This is a genomic window from Cytobacillus sp. FSL W8-0315 (assembly GCF_038002905.1).
GTDB classification, from domain to species: Bacteria; Bacillota; Bacilli; order Bacillales; family Cytobacillaceae; genus Cytobacillus; species Cytobacillus pseudoceanisediminis.
Genome location: NZ_JBBOOC010000001.1, coordinates 3,108,374 through 3,122,603 on the forward strand (window position 1 = coordinate 3,108,374; position 14,230 = coordinate 3,122,603).

18 protein-coding genes and 1 pseudogene are annotated in these 14,230 nt (G+C 42.1%); 13 read left to right on the forward strand and 6 right to left on the reverse strand.

All coding sequences use genetic code 11. The features are described from left to right. Positions 1-9 precede the first annotated feature (9 nt). The 11 genes from MKY20_RS15875 (at position 10) to MKY20_RS15925 (ending at position 9,231) form a co-directional block, all read left to right on the forward strand. Positions 10-726, forward strand: coding sequence for a GntR family transcriptional regulator (locus MKY20_RS15875; RefSeq protein WP_009334210.1), 717 nt, complete (start codon positions 10-12; stop codon positions 724-726). 201 nt (positions 727-927) lie between these two features. After that, complete coding sequence (locus MKY20_RS15880; RefSeq protein ID WP_009334211.1) at positions 928-2,013, forward strand: ABC transporter substrate-binding protein; 1,086 nt, start codon at positions 928-930, stop codon at positions 2,011-2,013. A 16-nt stretch (positions 2,014-2,029) separates the two neighbouring features. Beyond that, positions 2,030-3,106: an ABC transporter ATP-binding protein gene (locus MKY20_RS15885; RefSeq protein ID WP_341001950.1), complete on the forward strand. Its 1,077-nt coding sequence runs from the start codon at positions 2,030-2,032 to the stop codon at positions 3,104-3,106. Positions 3,107-3,111: 5 nt separating this feature from the next. After that, positions 3,112-4,029 (forward strand): ABC transporter permease, encoded by a 918-nt coding sequence (locus MKY20_RS15890; RefSeq protein WP_009334213.1) that lies wholly within the window; start codon positions 3,112-3,114, stop codon positions 4,027-4,029. Beyond that, the gene (locus MKY20_RS15895) at positions 4,026-4,826 is read left to right on the forward strand and encodes an ABC transporter permease (RefSeq protein ID WP_192908697.1); all 801 of its coding nucleotides are present in this window, start codon (positions 4,026-4,028) and stop codon (positions 4,824-4,826) included. Before MKY20_RS15890 ends, MKY20_RS15895 begins: the two co-directional genes overlap by 4 nt. A 15-nt stretch (positions 4,827-4,841) precedes the next feature. Next, positions 4,842-5,165, forward strand: coding sequence for a (2Fe-2S)-binding protein (locus MKY20_RS15900; protein ID WP_019383441.1), 324 nt, complete (start codon positions 4,842-4,844; stop codon positions 5,163-5,165). Next, complete coding sequence (locus MKY20_RS15905) at positions 5,155-6,234, forward strand: NAD(P)/FAD-dependent oxidoreductase (RefSeq protein WP_341001952.1); 1,080 nt, start codon at positions 5,155-5,157, stop codon at positions 6,232-6,234. Before MKY20_RS15900 ends, MKY20_RS15905 begins: the two co-directional genes overlap by 11 nt. Before the next feature lie 29 nt (positions 6,235-6,263). After that, positions 6,264-6,593 carry a (2Fe-2S)-binding protein gene (locus tag MKY20_RS15910; RefSeq protein WP_019383443.1) on the forward strand — a complete coding sequence of 110 codons (330 nt, stop codon included), beginning with the start codon at positions 6,264-6,266 and terminating at the stop codon, positions 6,591-6,593. Next, positions 6,594-7,667: an NAD(P)/FAD-dependent oxidoreductase gene (locus MKY20_RS15915; RefSeq protein WP_192908696.1), complete on the forward strand. Its 1,074-nt coding sequence runs from the start codon at positions 6,594-6,596 to the stop codon at positions 7,665-7,667. Positions 7,668-7,754: 87 nt separating this feature from the next. Beyond that, positions 7,755-8,087, forward strand: coding sequence for a DUF1904 family protein (locus tag MKY20_RS15920; protein WP_217026683.1), 333 nt, complete (start codon positions 7,755-7,757; stop codon positions 8,085-8,087). Positions 8,088-8,103: 16 nt separating this feature from the next. Then, entirely contained in the window at positions 8,104-9,231 is a 1,128-nt protein-coding gene (locus tag MKY20_RS15925) for an NAD(P)/FAD-dependent oxidoreductase (protein ID WP_019383446.1), read from the forward strand. A 53-nt stretch (positions 9,232-9,284) separates the two neighbouring features. Here the strand turns inward: MKY20_RS15925 and MKY20_RS15930 are convergent, their stop codons facing one another. The 5 genes from MKY20_RS15930 to MKY20_RS15950 all read right to left on the reverse strand — a co-directional run bounded on the left by MKY20_RS15930 (position 9,285) and on the right by MKY20_RS15950 (position 11,558). Next, complete coding sequence (locus MKY20_RS15930; RefSeq protein ID WP_019383447.1) at positions 9,285-9,422, reverse strand: YvrJ family protein; 138 nt, start codon at positions 9,420-9,422, stop codon at positions 9,285-9,287. 78 nt (positions 9,423-9,500) lie between these two features. Then, positions 9,501-9,719 carry a DUF2922 domain-containing protein gene (locus tag MKY20_RS15935; RefSeq protein ID WP_009334227.1) on the reverse strand — a complete coding sequence of 73 codons (219 nt, stop codon included), beginning with the start codon at positions 9,717-9,719 and terminating at the stop codon, positions 9,501-9,503. 43 nt (positions 9,720-9,762) lie between these two features. Continuing rightward, positions 9,763-9,981: a DUF1659 domain-containing protein gene (locus MKY20_RS15940; RefSeq protein WP_009334228.1), complete on the reverse strand. Its 219-nt coding sequence runs from the start codon at positions 9,979-9,981 to the stop codon at positions 9,763-9,765. A 65-nt stretch (positions 9,982-10,046) separates the two neighbouring features. Next, positions 10,047-10,550: a sigma-70 family RNA polymerase sigma factor gene (locus MKY20_RS15945; protein WP_019383448.1), complete on the reverse strand. Its 504-nt coding sequence runs from the start codon at positions 10,548-10,550 to the stop codon at positions 10,047-10,049. A gap of 198 nt (positions 10,551-10,748) precedes the next feature. Beyond that, positions 10,749-11,558 carry a hypothetical protein gene (locus MKY20_RS15950; RefSeq protein ID WP_341001957.1) on the reverse strand — a complete coding sequence of 270 codons (810 nt, stop codon included), beginning with the start codon at positions 11,556-11,558 and terminating at the stop codon, positions 10,749-10,751. 604 nt (positions 11,559-12,162) lie between these two features. Here MKY20_RS15950 and MKY20_RS15955 point away from each other — a divergent pair. Both MKY20_RS15955 and MKY20_RS15960 read left to right on the forward strand, forming a co-directional pair. Next, positions 12,163-12,558: a hypothetical protein gene (locus MKY20_RS15955; protein ID WP_217026677.1), complete on the forward strand. Its 396-nt coding sequence runs from the start codon at positions 12,163-12,165 to the stop codon at positions 12,556-12,558. 291 nt (positions 12,559-12,849) lie between these two features. Next, positions 12,850-13,283 (forward strand): annotated as a pseudogene (locus MKY20_RS15960) (MarR family transcriptional regulator). Between the two features lie 76 nt (positions 13,284-13,359). Here the strand turns inward: MKY20_RS15960 and MKY20_RS15965 are convergent. Beyond that, on the reverse strand, positions 13,360-14,088 hold the full coding sequence (locus tag MKY20_RS15965; protein ID WP_251174460.1) for a YwaF family protein: 729 nt from the start codon (positions 14,086-14,088) through the stop codon (positions 13,360-13,362). Between the last annotated feature and the right edge of the window lie 142 nt (positions 14,089-14,230).

Here is a 14,230-nt window from a genome sequence, read left to right on the forward strand (position 1 = left end):
GATACATAAATGCAGATAGATAAGAGTCTACATATACCTCTTTATAGACAAGTAGAGCAGATTCTGGAAGAGAAGATCATTTCAGGCCAATGGGAGGTGGGGAGCCAGCTGCCGACTGAGCAGGAGCTGTCCGATCGATTCGATGTCAGCACCATTACTGTTAAAAGAGCTGTGATTGAGCTTGTGAATAAAGGTTATCTCTTCAGACAGCGAGGCAAGGGAACCTTTGTATCCGGATCTGCAAAAGAGCAGGACCTTAATTCCATCATTTCGCTTTCCGGTGCGGAACAGGAACATCCGCATGAAATGCTCAGCTTTAAATATGAAACAGCAGGTTCTGAAATTGCCCAGAAGTTACGGATTGATCCTGAGGATGAGGTGATCAAAATTGAGAGATTAAAAGTGGAAAACAATGATCCTCTTGCATTGGAATATACCTATCTTCCGGCGGATAAATGTCAGGGGCTTACACCTGAAATGATCAATAACGACTTAATTTTTAACATCTTAAAAAATAGATTCCATATAGCACTAAAACGAGCCAGGGTATTTATCCGGCCATATATTCTTCCTGATCATCAGGCTAAGCTGCTTCATGTGGAACCGGGGACCCCAGTATTTGAGTGGGAGCGTACTACATACACAAAGCAAGAAGACATCATTGAGTTCTCTAAATTCTATATCCGCAGTGATAAAGAGGTTTATTATACAGAGGTTCAATTGTAAAAAAATGCTGAAATACAAAAGGACATTTTATAAATATAAAAGATATAAAGTTATAATATTATATCTTTATATTTTATATATAAATCAATCTCTTTAAATAGATTGATCCAAATTTAAAAGGGGGTATCGCTTTTATCAAGTCTTCATCTTAGAACAGCTCCTTAAGTTCACAAAAGCAAAAATAAACGAGGGGGAAATGAGTTGAAAAAGAAAGCTTATTTAATTGTATTGCTTTGTTTATTGCTTGTCACGGCTGCAGGATGCAGCGGCCAAACTGGAAGCTCTGCAGATGAAGGATCAGGAAAAAGTGATGAAAAGACACTTGTATTAGCGGCTTATGGAGGAAGCTATGAGCAAAAAATGAAGGAGGACTTGATCCCAAAGTTTGAGAAAGAGCATGGCGTAAAGGTGAAATATATTACGGGAAGCTCTGTTGATACCTTATCTAAGCTTCAGGCTCAAAAGGATAATCCTCAGATTGATGTAGCTTTCCTTGATGATGGTCCTCAAGCTCAGGCAAAGGCGTTTGGATTGCTGGCGCCATTGGATGAGAGTGTTGTTACGAATCTGGCAAATGTCTATGATATTGCAAAAGACAAGGATAATGTCGGCGTTGGATTCGGAATCATCTCAACCGGCTTGGCTTATAACAAGGATGTCTTCGAACAGAATGGCTGGGAACCGCCGACTTCCTGGAATGATTTGGCCGACCCGAAGTTTAAAGGAAAACTCGTACTCCCTTCCATTGCCAATACGTATGGGGTTCATTTCCTGCTCATGACGGCGATTGCCAATGGCGGAGATGAAGAAAACATTGAACCAGGCTTTGAAAAGATGAAGGAAATTGCCAAAAACGCGATCACTTTTGATAAAACAGCTGACGTTTCAAATTACTTCCTTCAAGGGCAGACAGTCGCAAGTGCATGGGGAAGCAGCCGGGTATTTACCCTTCAGGATAGCGGATTCCCGATTGAGTATGTCATTCCGGAAGAAGGGGCTCCAGCGTTGATGGCAACCGTCAGTGTGGTGAAGGATGCTCCAAACGGGGATCTTGCACAGGAATTTGTCAATTTTGTTCTGGATGAAGAAGCTCAGCTTCTATTTGCGAACTCCTTGTTTGACGGCCCTGTTAATAAGAATGTAAAGCTTGAAGGTGACATTGTCGATAAAGTGGCTTATGGGGAAGAGGAGATTGCCAAATTGATCAAAGTCGACTGGGAAGCTGTAAATGCAAAACGAGCAGAGTGGACAGAACGGGCCAATAAAGAAATCGAAGTAGCCCATTAAAAGAGAGGGGAAACGAATGAGTTACTTAAGCCTGGAAAACGTGGTCAAGACATTTAATAAAACAGAAGTGGTTAAAAAGCTCAGCCTTGGCATCCAAAAAGGGGAACTGGTCTCCTTTTTGGGACCTTCGGGCTGCGGAAAAACGACAACACTGAATATGATCGCCGGATTTCTGGAGGTGGATGGCGGGAAGATTGAGGTGGACGGCAAACCCGTTCACCTGCTTCCTCCCAATAAAAGAGAAATGGGCATGGTGTTCCAAAATTATGCTTTGTTTCCGCACATGACGGTTCTTGATAATGTCGCCTATGGACTTAAGCTGCGTAAAGTGCCAAAAAATGAAATAAACAAAAGGGTTCTGGAAGCATTGGAAATGGTACGTCTGGCTGGCTATGAAAAACGCTATCCAAAGGAATTATCCGGGGGACAGCAGCAGCGTGTTTCATTGGCAAGGGCCCTGGTCATTAAACCGAAGGTGCTACTCCTTGATGAACCACTCAGCAATCTTGATGCAAAGCTGCGCCAGGAAATGCGTGAAGAAATAGTGGATATCCAAAAGCAGGTGGGGATTACAACGATATTTGTCACACATGACCAGGAGGAAGCATTGGCCATATCGGACCGAATCGCGGTCATGTATGAGGGCCGGATTGAACAGGTAGATGATCCGGCATCTATATATAACCATCCAAAGACTGATTTCGTGTCTCAGTTCATAGGGGAAGTCAACCACATTCAGGGGAAAGTCCTGGAAACCTATGAAAATAAGAAATGCAAAATGCACTTTTTTGGGAATGAACAGATCGTTTCAGTTCCATCTGTAAAGAATTCCGAAGTTCACTTTTTCATACGGCCGGAAAAAATCCAAATCGCCTTAGCACAATCAAATGATAGAAATGAGGCTTTTCAAACCAAGGTGGAAAGGAAAATGTTCCTCGGAGCCAAGACACGGTACATTCTGAAGGTACATGACCGGCATCTGATTGCAGATATTTCCAATACTGTTTTAAATCCCACCGAAATTAAAGAAGGAAACAGTGTCTACACGTATTGGAACCCTGAAGACCTGCTGCCTTCCAGAATGGCGAGGTGACTCACATGCAAGCCGGAATCGGAACGGAACATGACTTATTGCTTCAGCAAAAGAAAAAGAATTTGAATAAAAAACGGCTTGATACGTGGCTGCTTTTACTTCCGACGCTGGGGATCTTCATTTTCTTCTTTTTGCTGCCATTGTTTTTCTTATTTATTACAAGCTTTAAAAATTTTGATGCAAGCACCGGAGTGGGAAATGAGTGGACACTTCAGAACTACATCAAGTTCATGTCAGATCCTTTTTACCTTGGAGTGGTCTGGCGCACTGTGAAAATTGCTCTTTTAACGACTTTGATTACCATCATCATTTCTTATCCCGTAGCTTTTCAGATTTCCAGAGCAAAAGGAAGAACCAGGAATTATTTAACCCTTCTTGTGCTTTCCCCGCTTCTGATCAGCATGGTTATACGCTGCTACGGCTGGGTGATTCTTTTATCCAACAATGGTGTTGTTAATAATACTCTATTAAAGCTGGGCTGGATTGATCAGCCTTTAACCCTCTTATATACCGAACTGAGTGTGGTCATCGGGATGGTGCATGTTCTTTTCCCGTACATGGTGCTGAGCATCATGGGATCTCTTGAAAAAATAGACCCTTCTGTCATCAGAGCCTCGCAGAATCTTGGGGCCAGCTCCTTCAGAACTTTCTTTTCCATTTTGCTGCCGTTAACCTTGCCAGGCGTTTTCGCCGGTTCTGTTATGGTGTTCAGCTTAAGTGTCAGCTCATTTGTTACACCGGCTATTCTTGGCGGCCCGCAGGTGAAGGTTATGTCCTATTTAACGTATGAACAGGTAGCTGTCATGCTGAACTGGCCGTATGGAGGCGCAATTGGCTTCCTGCTAATCCTGATTGCCACCATTACCATCATCGCATACAGCAAAATCCTTGCCAGGTCTGAGAAAGGAGTGGCCATACAATGAGCAGGAAGCTGCCCAAGTATTTCTTTAACTTTGCTTGTTTACTGGTGTATATTTTCCTTCTGGCGCCAATCTTGGTTGTATTGCTTTCTTCCTTAACAACTACCGAATACATTGTATTCCCTCCAGAAGGCCTGACCCTCAGATGGTACACAGAATTAATTGAACATCCGGAATTTATGCAGTCCTTTACACTGAGCATTATTGTGGCGTTCGGAACCGCCATTATTTCCACCGCCATTGGCACTTTGGCTTCACTTGCGGTCGTCCGGCGCCAATTTAAAGGGAAGACAGCGATTGTTCAATTAGTGGGTTCGCCTCTCTTGATTCCATCTGTTGTGTTTGGTGTGGCTCTCTTGCAGTTTTACTCATGGATTGGCTTAGCTGCGAGCCCGCTTGCATTGATTTTGGGTCACATCATCTTAACGGTTCCATTTGTGATGCGCCTGGTTGTTGCAAGCCTTGTAGGCTTTGACCGTTCTATCGAACAAGCGGCCCTGAACCTTGGTGCAGGACCGATGAAAGTCTTCTTTCAAATCACACTGCCAATCATTAAATCAGGCGTGATAGCAGGCGCCATTTTTGCCTTTATTACTTCATTTGATGATTTAACAGTTGCTTTATTCATTGTCAGCACTGACGTTGTGACACTGCCAGTGCGGATCTACACATACATGCAATATCAATATGATCCGATTATTACATCCGTATCAAGCATTATGATTCTATTCACTGTTGTATTAATGCTTGTAATTGAAAGAGTGCTTGGTGTAGGGAAAGTGTTTTCCTCGAAAAATTAGATAGGAGAGGTCTTTATGCACATTGAGAAACATCCCGTTCTAAGCAGGCAGCTTCTCAAGCCTGTAACCATTTATTTCAATGATCAGCCATATCAGGCCTATACGCAGCAATCGGTCGCTGCCGCCTTAATGGCAAATGGAATTAAAAAATTGGGTGTCAGCAGAAAGCTGGTCCAATCCAGAGGATTATTCTGCTCGCGCGGGAGATGCTGCAGCTGCTATATGACGATTGATGGTGAGGATCATGTACGGAGCTGCATGACAGAAGTTGAAGAAGGCATGCGAATATACCCGAATATGGATGACCCCGAGGTAAGGAGGGAGTTTGATGAAGACTGATGTACTGATCATTGGAGGCGGTCCTGCAGGTCTATCAGCAGCAATTGAGACGGCATCAAGGGGACTGGATGTAACAATAGTTGACGAAGCTTCCAAACTCGGCGGGCAGCTTAACCAGCAGACTCAAGAGATGCGTCCGCTTCCTTCTGTATATGAACCCATGCGTGGCTTTGAATTGGCAAATAAACTAATCGAGCAGATTAAGGATTTTAATGTGAGGCCGCTCCTGAAACACCGTGCGGTTGGATTTTACGCAGATGGAAGTGCCGGAATTACCGATGAAGAAAATGTATTCCCTATAAAAGCAAAAAAGATTATTGTGGCTTCCGGAGCGGCTGAAAAGGCTGTGGCATTTCCAAAATGGACAATGCCGGGGATTATGACAATCGGTGCTGCACAGATATTGATCAATCGTGATTTTGTGTTGCCTGGGAGAGAAGCTGTTATTGTGGGCTCAAGTGATTTTGCCATGGAAACGGCAATGCAGCTAATGGCTGTCGGCACTCGGGTGAAAGCGATCATAGAAAAACAAAGTGAAGCTTCAGCAAAAGAGCAGGAAAAAGTAAGTGAACTGTTACGGAATGGAATTCCTTTTTATTTTAATAGTTTTATAAAAGAAGCAAGAGGAAATGGGCAGGTGGAACAGATTGATATTGAGATGCCAGACGAAGTCATTACCCTGAATGTGGACCTCATTTGCATGGATGGAGGCAGGATGCCCATACTGGATGTTTTTTACCAGCTGGGGTGTTCCTTTGGCTTTCAAGAGGAGCTGGGCGGCTGGGTCCCGCAATATAGTAATACATTCCAAACCGACAGGGAGGATGTATTCATAGCTGGGAATGCGGCTGGCATTAGCACTCAGGGTGCGTTGCTTTTAACAGGAATGATTGCCGGCATCAGTGTAAGTGAAGAACTGCAAACAATCAGCCCGGCAGAGGCAAATGAGATGAGAGAGGCACTTTGGAAAGAACTCGGATTATTGGAGTACAAAGAAGTGTACAGCGGAAGAGTTAAACATCTCGAGAACTTTACAAGCCCGGTACTGAAAGATCAATTTATCTCCTAGATAGGAAAAGAGAGAAGAAGGTGAATTAGTTGGATAAAACGACGATCATCTGCAGATGTGAAGAAATCAGCTGTGAGGAAGTGGAAGAGGTTATCAGCAATGGAGGAAGGACCTTTGATGATGTTAAGAGGATTACCCGCTGCGGAATGGGTCCTTGCCAGGCTAAAATCTGCACCAGCATGGTGGCAGAAATTATTCACCAGCAGACTGGGCTGTCACCTTCAGAGATTCCCCTGCCGAGGATGAGAATGCCGCTTTCCCCTATTAAGCTTGAAACACTGGGAACGAACAGTACATCCTTTAGTGCCGTCAAGTCTGTTCTGGATGAGGTGGAAATTGAAGAAGGGAAGGTGAGGTAATTGGAAACAAATTATGAAACGATTGTTATTGGAGGGGGTGTAGTGGGCAGCGGAATTGCTTACCACCTTTCTGAGCGATACAAAGAAGGCGTGCTTGTGCTTGATAAAAAATACCCCATGTCAGGCACCTCCGGATCCACCCAGGCCTGGGTATGGGTACATAATAAAACTCCTTCCTGGTATGCGGAATTTAGTATGTACAGTGCGGAACTCTATCCTTATCTGTCTAAAAAGATTGGAGACGTAGAATACAAACGGACAGGCGGACTTTCGCCTTTTTTCAATGAAAGTGATCGTGAAAAAGCACAGAAGCTCGCGGAATCTTATCGAAAAATCGGCATCAAAATCAAAGTCTTATCCAGGGAAGAAGTTCTCGAAAAAGAACCCTATATGAATCCGGAAGTAGCCGGGGCTACCTACAGCTCTATTGATGGCAATGTCAATCCATTCCGCCTTATTGATATGTATATGAGAGCAGCTAAAAGAAATGGCGTCCGCTATTCTGCTTATAATAAGGTAACTGAGATTAAAAAGCAGGATGGAACATATTTAGTAGTCTCAGATAAGGGTGCGTTTAAATGTAAAAACCTTATTCTGGCTGGCGGAACCTGGTCGAGAGAAATCGGTGACATGATTGGAGTTAAGATTCCTGTTAATCAATTAAGGGGGCAGATCCTGGTGTCTGAACCATTGAAGCCTTTCTTAAATTTTACAATCAGCGGATTAAGGCAGGCAAACAATGGGGAAGTTCTGATGGGCTATTCAATGGAAGAAGCAGGCTTTAATCGGGCAACAACGCTTGATGTGATTCAGGAAACAGCCAATATGGCAGTCCGATATGTACCCGGATTAAGAAAAGCTAAAATTGTCCGCGCCTTTTCCGGAATTCGGGCAATGCCTGAGGACGGCTTTCCGATTCTTGGTAAAGTACCAGGCCATGAAAGCCTTTATGTTGCCGCCACCCATAGCGGAGTAACACTATCTCCTTTAATTGGTACTCTTATAACAGAGTTAATCACGGAAGGGGAAACTTCGATTCCGATCGAAAGGTATTCTTTAAGCAGATTTGGTTAAAGAAAATAGTATTAAGTTATAATATTATAACTTTTTTAATAAGGTTGTCAGGAAAAACATTATGTATACAAAATTGGAGGAAATAGGATGCCGCATTTGTATATAAGAGGAATTTCAGTGGATCAGACGAAGGAAATCAGTACCCAGCTGGTGAAAGACCTGGCTCGGCTTTGTGAGTGTGGAGAAGATAACTTTACATTGGAAGTTTTGAATTCAACTTTTGTGTTTGATAAAAATGAAGTTCCAGCATATCCATTTATAGAAGTTAAGTGGTTTGACAGGGGCAAAGCAATTCAAAACCAATTTGCCGGGATTATTTCGAAATATGTTCGGTCGCTTGGAGTGCCGGAGGTAGAAGTTGCATTTTCAGCCTTTTTAGAGGCGGATTATTATTTGAATGGGAAAAGTTTTGCGGATTAAAAGGGGGAGTTCAACCATGAAAATAGCAGTCATAGGCTCAGGAATTACAGGTGCAAGTGCAGCCTATCATCTCACAAGGGAAGGTGCAGAGGTAGTTATTATTGATAAGGCACATCAGGGACAGGCAACTGCAGCAGGCGCAGGAATCATTTGCCCGTGGATTTCCCGAGCAGATCACAAAGACTGGTACACCATTGCAAAACGAGGCGCTCTTTATTATCCATCTTTAATAGCGAACCTTAAACAAGATGGCGAAGAGGATTTTGGATATGGCATGGTAGGAGCTCTGGCAGTCAGCAGCAGTTCTGATGAACTGGATGCGATCGAGCAAAGTGTTCGGCAAAAAAAAGCTGAAACCCCTGAGGTTGGAGAGATTACGAGATTAACAGCAGAGGAAGCCCGGGAACTTTATCCGCCGCTCCGTGAGGATCTGCAGGCTATCCATGTTACAGGTGCAGCCAGGCTCGATGGGAGGCTGTTAAGAGACGCCATGCTAAATGGTGCAAAAAAACATGGTGCAGCAATAATTGAAGGTGAAGGTGATCTTGTATTTCAAAATAATAAGGTTACAGGAGTAATAGTGAACGGGGAAGTCATTGCTGCCGATGCAGTTATCGTTACTGCCGGTGCATGGGCTAAAGACTTACTTAACCCGTTAGGCATTGATCTTAAAGTCGAGCCTCAGCGTGGGCAAATTGCCCATCTGGAAATAGGCAGTATGGACACCTCCAGCTGGCCGGTTGTCCTTCCGCAAAGCTCACACTACTTAGTGGCTTTCGATCATTCCAAAGTGGTGGTTGGAGCTACCAGGGAAACGGGATCCGGGTTCGACTATCGACTTACAGCGGCAGGTGTGAAAGAAGTTCTGGATGAAGCATTAACAGTGGCACCAGGATTAGCTGAAAGCACACTAAAAGAGGTAAGAATTGGCTTCCGTCCGGCTGGACCTGATATTTTGCCGCTGCTGGGTACGGTTCCAGCTGCAGAGGGGCTGGTTATCGCAACAGGATTAGGGGCATCAGGGCTTACAATGGGACCTTATGTGGGCACCTTGGCTGCAGATCTTGCTTTGAAAAGGGAGATGGAAATAGATCTAACACCTTATGATCCATTAAGAAAAGGCTTGGAAGCAGGAGTAAAGTGAAATTAATAAGCAGAAGCTGCCATACTGTTTTTGTGGCAGCTTATCTCTTTTTCCTATTCCTTCAATCGATCCGGCAATCCCTGAATGGAAGAAACCACAACATCAAGTTTCGCTTCGATCCGGTTCAGCAAAAAAAACGTGACAACGATCGGGAAGCCGAGTTCGCTGATCAATGTAATCATCTGTTCCATGGCAGCTGCTCCTTTCTTGTGAATTTACAATAAGCATTTTAAAAATGGCCGGGTTCCAAAGAATCCGGCCACTGCACCTTAAATTAATTCATAATCAGTTACATTACGCTCAACCAGCCTGACACTATCCGCTGTAATCAAGTCACCGCCATTGCCGTCAAAAGCGTTGGCAGCAATGATTTGTTCCATAGCTGCCTTCACAGCTGCAGGATCAATCGGCTCGATGGGGTTATCGACGGATAATTTCGTTGGCTTGCCCAGTTCTGACAAAAAGGTCATTTCTAATGTTTTAGCCATTATAATTCCCTCCTTTAATTTTTTTGTATTTTAATAGAATGAATTAGCCCAGGATTTCGAAGCTGTCATTTCTGTTCATTTCAGCCAATGGATAGCTGCATAGTCCAGAAATCGCTTGTCCCACTGAGAAAAGCTGGTCTGCTGTTGCCGATTGTTTTACGCTGCTGTAGGTTTTGGATTTGTGAATTGGCTTGCCCTGCTCGTTAAGTCCTGTTTCAAACACTAGACGAAGTTTAGAATCAGTGATAATTGCTTGTGCCATCTTTGTTCACCTCCTTTCACCCTCTATATACGTATTGCGGGGTGATAAGGACAGGGTAAAATAAATTAATCTTCAAAAAAGCGATTATTTTCCATTATAATTCTTAGCTTCTCACGGGCACCATGCCGCCAGTTTTTGACTGCTGACGGGGTGACTTGTTCTTTTTCAGCTATTTCCTTGACAGACATTTGATCACATAAGGTATACTGCAGCCATTTCAGTTGATTGGCAGATAGGAGTCTGCATCTTTTAAGCATCTCGTGTGTATGATCTATGGCGGGGAATGGGGAGGGGTCTTCAATAAGTTCCCAGAATTCATCTTTCGGATAGAAATATTGCTGGCTTTGTTTATTTTGATTGGTTAATTCGTTCATGATTTTTCCTTTTATCATACTGTAAGCATAGGAAAGCAAGGTCCCTTTTTCAGGGTCATGATTTTTCCACGCCTCCCAGAGTGTAATTAATCCCAGCTGGTAGAATTCCTCTTTGTTTTTATAGATGTTCAGGCTATGCATAATTTTATGAATCATCGTCTCATATTGGGCTGCTAACTGTTCAAAACTCTCCATGAATACGGTCCCTTCAAGGAAAGCGCGCTCTCTAAGTATTCCCGGGTAGCTCAAACATAGCGTGTAAACATTATTTTGGCGAATCTAGAAAAAGTGCCAGATGAGTCAGTTAACCCCTCTAACTCTGGAGTTAAGGGGTCTAAGTCCGTAGTTAAGGGGTCTAACTCACGAAAAACCGGGAGTTAGCTGTTTTTTTTATTATTTGTAAAAAAAATTCATGAAGAAGTCATTTTCTTCAGCTGAAAATCCCATTTTAAACAAATCCTCAAAGTACATTTCTTCAAATTTCTTAGTCAAGATTCCATAGAAATAAGCGACAGGATTAGTAATTGCGCGGGTTTTCATCTTCCCGATCAGCTGCTTAAACGAATGGATGGCTGTAGCCAAAACAGCGTTCAAATTTTGGTCACAATTGTTTTTATATGCTGCAGTGGATGCCATTCTCCAAAACTCCTCAATTTGCTTTGCTTCCGGAAAAAAGTATTTTACAGTGCTGGTGAATGATTCTGGTACACGATCATTTGTATAGGTGTGATCGAGGACGGTATCGTTACGTTTATTTATCTTTTGATTTTTATTAGCTTTAGAAAGATTAATAGTTTTATTAGGGTGGTTCAATTTTTCTTTTTTAGGTGGTTCACTCTTGGGAAAACGATTAAAAACATACAAATTACTCGACTGGGACCCGTTTTCTCTCTCAGTTTCAAGGACAGTGATAATCCCTAATTCTAAAGCTTTGGCAATCATCCTTTTAAAAGTGGATCGGGAAATGCCACTGCCGTTATATTCGTCGTGAATGGCTTTTAAAACGGTCCCGATCTTAGCATTGGAGACTCCAGGAATTTTCGCAGCAAAACGAACCAGCCTCTTTAAACCAACTAGCTCACCCTTTGAGAACTCTTCCTTATGCACCGAAAGCCACATCTCCACATGAGCATTAAACTCCTTAAGATTTTTAAACTGGGAATATCCTTCAAAATGCTCAATTCTGCCTGATTTTATATTCATATAAATGCACCACCCTTTCACCTTCTAAATACAAATGAAGGGTGGGGAAGGACAGGGGGTTTTTTGAGGGATTGTGACGGAATCGTGAACGGGGGTGTTTTTTTGAAATGCATGTGGAAAGCATGGAGGCGAAAGAACAAATATTCATAGCGCAAAGTCGCCATATAAGATTATGACGACGCTGCTTCGTTGGTTCAAAGAAAAATGTACGTCATTTGAGATTCATGTCTAAGAAACCTCGGAGGTCCAAGTGAAAACGGTAGACATAATAAGTCTATAACGACCAAAATACGGAGGTTCAAGTAAAAACGGTCGCCAAAAAAACCATAAAACTAAATTATCATAACTTCTCCGATTTCCTTGACAATGATAATCATTTTCACTTAAAATAAATTTTATTAATGATAATCATTATCACTCAATTGGGTTTACATAATAAGAATCTACTCTGAGGGAGGGATATAAGTCGATTAAACATCACATTTGCGGCTGGTGCGGTTATATGGCGGATACTGAATCTGATGATAATAACGAAGCCCAATGCCCTTGCTGCGGTTTGGATATTAACGAGGCAGCTGAATATGACATGTAGGAGGGTTGAGAAATGAGTGAGTTTTATATCGCAATAGATCATTTTGATCATCAAATCGATTGCTTTTGTCCGGATGCTGATCATGTGAATATACTGCATTTTCAAAAAGGAGATCTAATTGAGGTCACTCCTGAGCGTAAATCTACAATGCTGGGATGGTATGCGCTTGTGGTGATTAATGGACAGCAGGCGTTTTACATGGCTATAGAGGATATTGAGAGATATTTCATGAGTGAATGCATATCATCACAGTTAGATATAGACCTGAAAATCAATTATCTGCAATATAAAATTGATCAGGATCTTGAAGCGGGGGACAAGGACTCTTTTGCGGAGAATAGCAGAAAGCTGAGCGAAACCTGCAGTCTGAAAGAGGAATTGGAATATTACATAGCCAAGGCCATCTAAAATGAGTAAAACAGGAATAAAGCTAACGTATCTGAGCGTTAGCTTTATTTATCTTTATTCCGTTTCTATATCCCAATATGCATATAGAAAATTTCCACGCACGAAAACTGGCCGTTTGTTAATTGCCTTTTCTTTTTGATGCAAGGATATGTTCCTTCTACCAAACCTTATCATCCTCCCCTGACCTGTTACTGGTATTGAAGCAAAGCCATAAGTGGCAGCCAAATTAATACCACCCACCAGTTTTTATATAGTAGGGACGAAGATAAGATAAGGATTGGAGTGAATTAGTTGACTTCAAACTCTGAATTGCAGAATTTAGATCTGATAAATTTAATCAGTGAGCGGCATAGTTTAATCCGAAAAATAGCTGAGAAAGCATGGAATGATCAGAGCGATATATATATTTCAAATTCTGAATGGTATGGCCCGGATATACAAAAAAAGGCCAACCATCTCGTATGTGACAAGGAATGTTGAGATTTCCAGACAGGCGATACATAAGTTTATAAAGAATCTTGCTGCAAAAGGCCTGTCGACGTTCATAATGTCGAGAATAACAAAAAAGAGAAGTGTATTGAGCTTACTGCTTTAGGAGAAGAATGCTATGAGAAAAATGAAGCTCTGAAGGCTCGTCTTGAGCATAAAATTGCGGAGAAAATGGAGCCGGGCAAGTGAATAACTTAAAGGCTATTTTAAAGCTGGATTGGGGAATAGAAGAATAATTCCGCACGAGGTTTTGTAAAGAAAAGCAGCCATCTGCTGGCAGCTTTTCTTATTGGCTAAAATCAGCCCAGTTTATTAAAAATGAGAACGTCCTTTATGACTATTTTCCCGTTTTCGTAAGATAAACCATGCGATTAAGCTCAGAATCAGCAGTAAGCTCTCCAAAGAGAAGATATACCATGGATAGGGACCCAATACGTCAAAGAAACTTGGGGTTTCAGGTTTATGACGCAAAAACCAATAATTTCCTTTCGTTTGGTTGTTAATCAGGAGGATCACCGGCAAGAGCAAATTGATAAATACAATTAGCTTTATGACCGATTGAAATGATGGATAGTAATTTCTAGCCCACAAAAAATATAAGGCTGCCCATACAACCATCATGTGTGCATAGAAAAAGTGAAAAAAGCGAAAGTGAGGAAAGTCGTATGTTAAAGCTGGAGTAAGTATAGCTTGAGTAGCACCCAATATCGCAATAAAAAATAATAGTTCAAAAATAATCTTTTTCCTGGTCATGAGTAAAAGGATACATAAAATAAGTCCAATATTACACAATTCCAATGGCATGGATCGTCCAAATTTCCAGACTCCATTCTCTAACATCCATACGTGATTCGATATCTCGACCATTATTAAGGAAATGGCTGATCCAACTTCAAACCTTCTCCATCCAGCACCATTCAGCTTTTTCCGGTATAGAAAAATGGCGGATGAAACCAAAAAAAAGATTGCCAATGTAACAAGATGACTGGCTGAAAACATTTCAAAATTGTAATACTTATGACTTTTGCCAAACCACTCCATCCATGCACACCTCATGTCTTTTTAATGAATCAGGCATAAGTTGTGCATCTATTCTATTTTTTATACAGCTTTTCTGCTCCTTCGAAGATCAAGCTTATTTACAACTGCTAAGTTAACTCATTATGCAGTACATATTTTTTCC

Excerpts from the sequence above, each read along its gene's own strand:
- MKY20_RS15925 (WP_019383446.1), top strand. The coding sequence starts at position 8,104 with ATGAAAATAGCAGTCATAGGCTCAGGAATTACAGGTGCAAGTGCAGCC.
- MKY20_RS15950 (WP_341001957.1), bottom strand. The coding sequence starts at position 11,558 with ATGAATATAAAATCAGGCAGAATTGAGCATTTTGAAGGATATTCCCAG.
- MKY20_RS15905 (WP_341001952.1), top strand. The coding sequence starts at position 5,155 with ATGAAGACTGATGTACTGATCATTGGAGGCGGTCCTGCAGGTCTATCA.
- MKY20_RS15900 (WP_019383441.1), top strand. The coding sequence starts at position 4,842 with ATGCACATTGAGAAACATCCCGTTCTAAGCAGGCAGCTTCTCAAGCCT.
- MKY20_RS15930 (WP_019383447.1), bottom strand. The coding sequence starts at position 9,422 with ATGGAACAGATGATTACATTGATCAGCGAACTCGGCTTCCCGATCGTT.
- MKY20_RS15885 (WP_341001950.1), top strand. The coding sequence starts at position 2,030 with ATGAGTTACTTAAGCCTGGAAAACGTGGTCAAGACATTTAATAAAACA.
- MKY20_RS15890 (WP_009334213.1), top strand. The coding sequence starts at position 3,112 with ATGCAAGCCGGAATCGGAACGGAACATGACTTATTGCTTCAGCAAAAG.
- MKY20_RS15945 (WP_019383448.1), bottom strand. The coding sequence starts at position 10,550 with ATGGAGAGTTTTGAACAGTTAGCAGCCCAATATGAGACGATGATTCAT.
- MKY20_RS15940 (WP_009334228.1), bottom strand. The coding sequence starts at position 9,981 with ATGGCACAAGCAATTATCACTGATTCTAAACTTCGTCTAGTGTTTGAA.
- MKY20_RS15965 (WP_251174460.1), bottom strand. The coding sequence starts at position 14,088 with ATGGAGTGGTTTGGCAAAAGTCATAAGTATTACAATTTTGAAATGTTT.
- MKY20_RS15955 (WP_217026677.1), top strand. The coding sequence starts at position 12,163 with ATGAGTGAGTTTTATATCGCAATAGATCATTTTGATCATCAAATCGAT.
- MKY20_RS15920 (WP_217026683.1), top strand. The coding sequence starts at position 7,755 with ATGCCGCATTTGTATATAAGAGGAATTTCAGTGGATCAGACGAAGGAA.
- MKY20_RS15895 (WP_192908697.1), top strand. The coding sequence starts at position 4,026 with ATGAGCAGGAAGCTGCCCAAGTATTTCTTTAACTTTGCTTGTTTACTG.
- MKY20_RS15935 (WP_009334227.1), bottom strand. The coding sequence starts at position 9,719 with ATGGCTAAAACATTAGAAATGACCTTTTTGTCAGAACTGGGCAAGCCA.
- MKY20_RS15875 (WP_009334210.1), top strand. The coding sequence starts at position 10 with ATGCAGATAGATAAGAGTCTACATATACCTCTTTATAGACAAGTAGAG.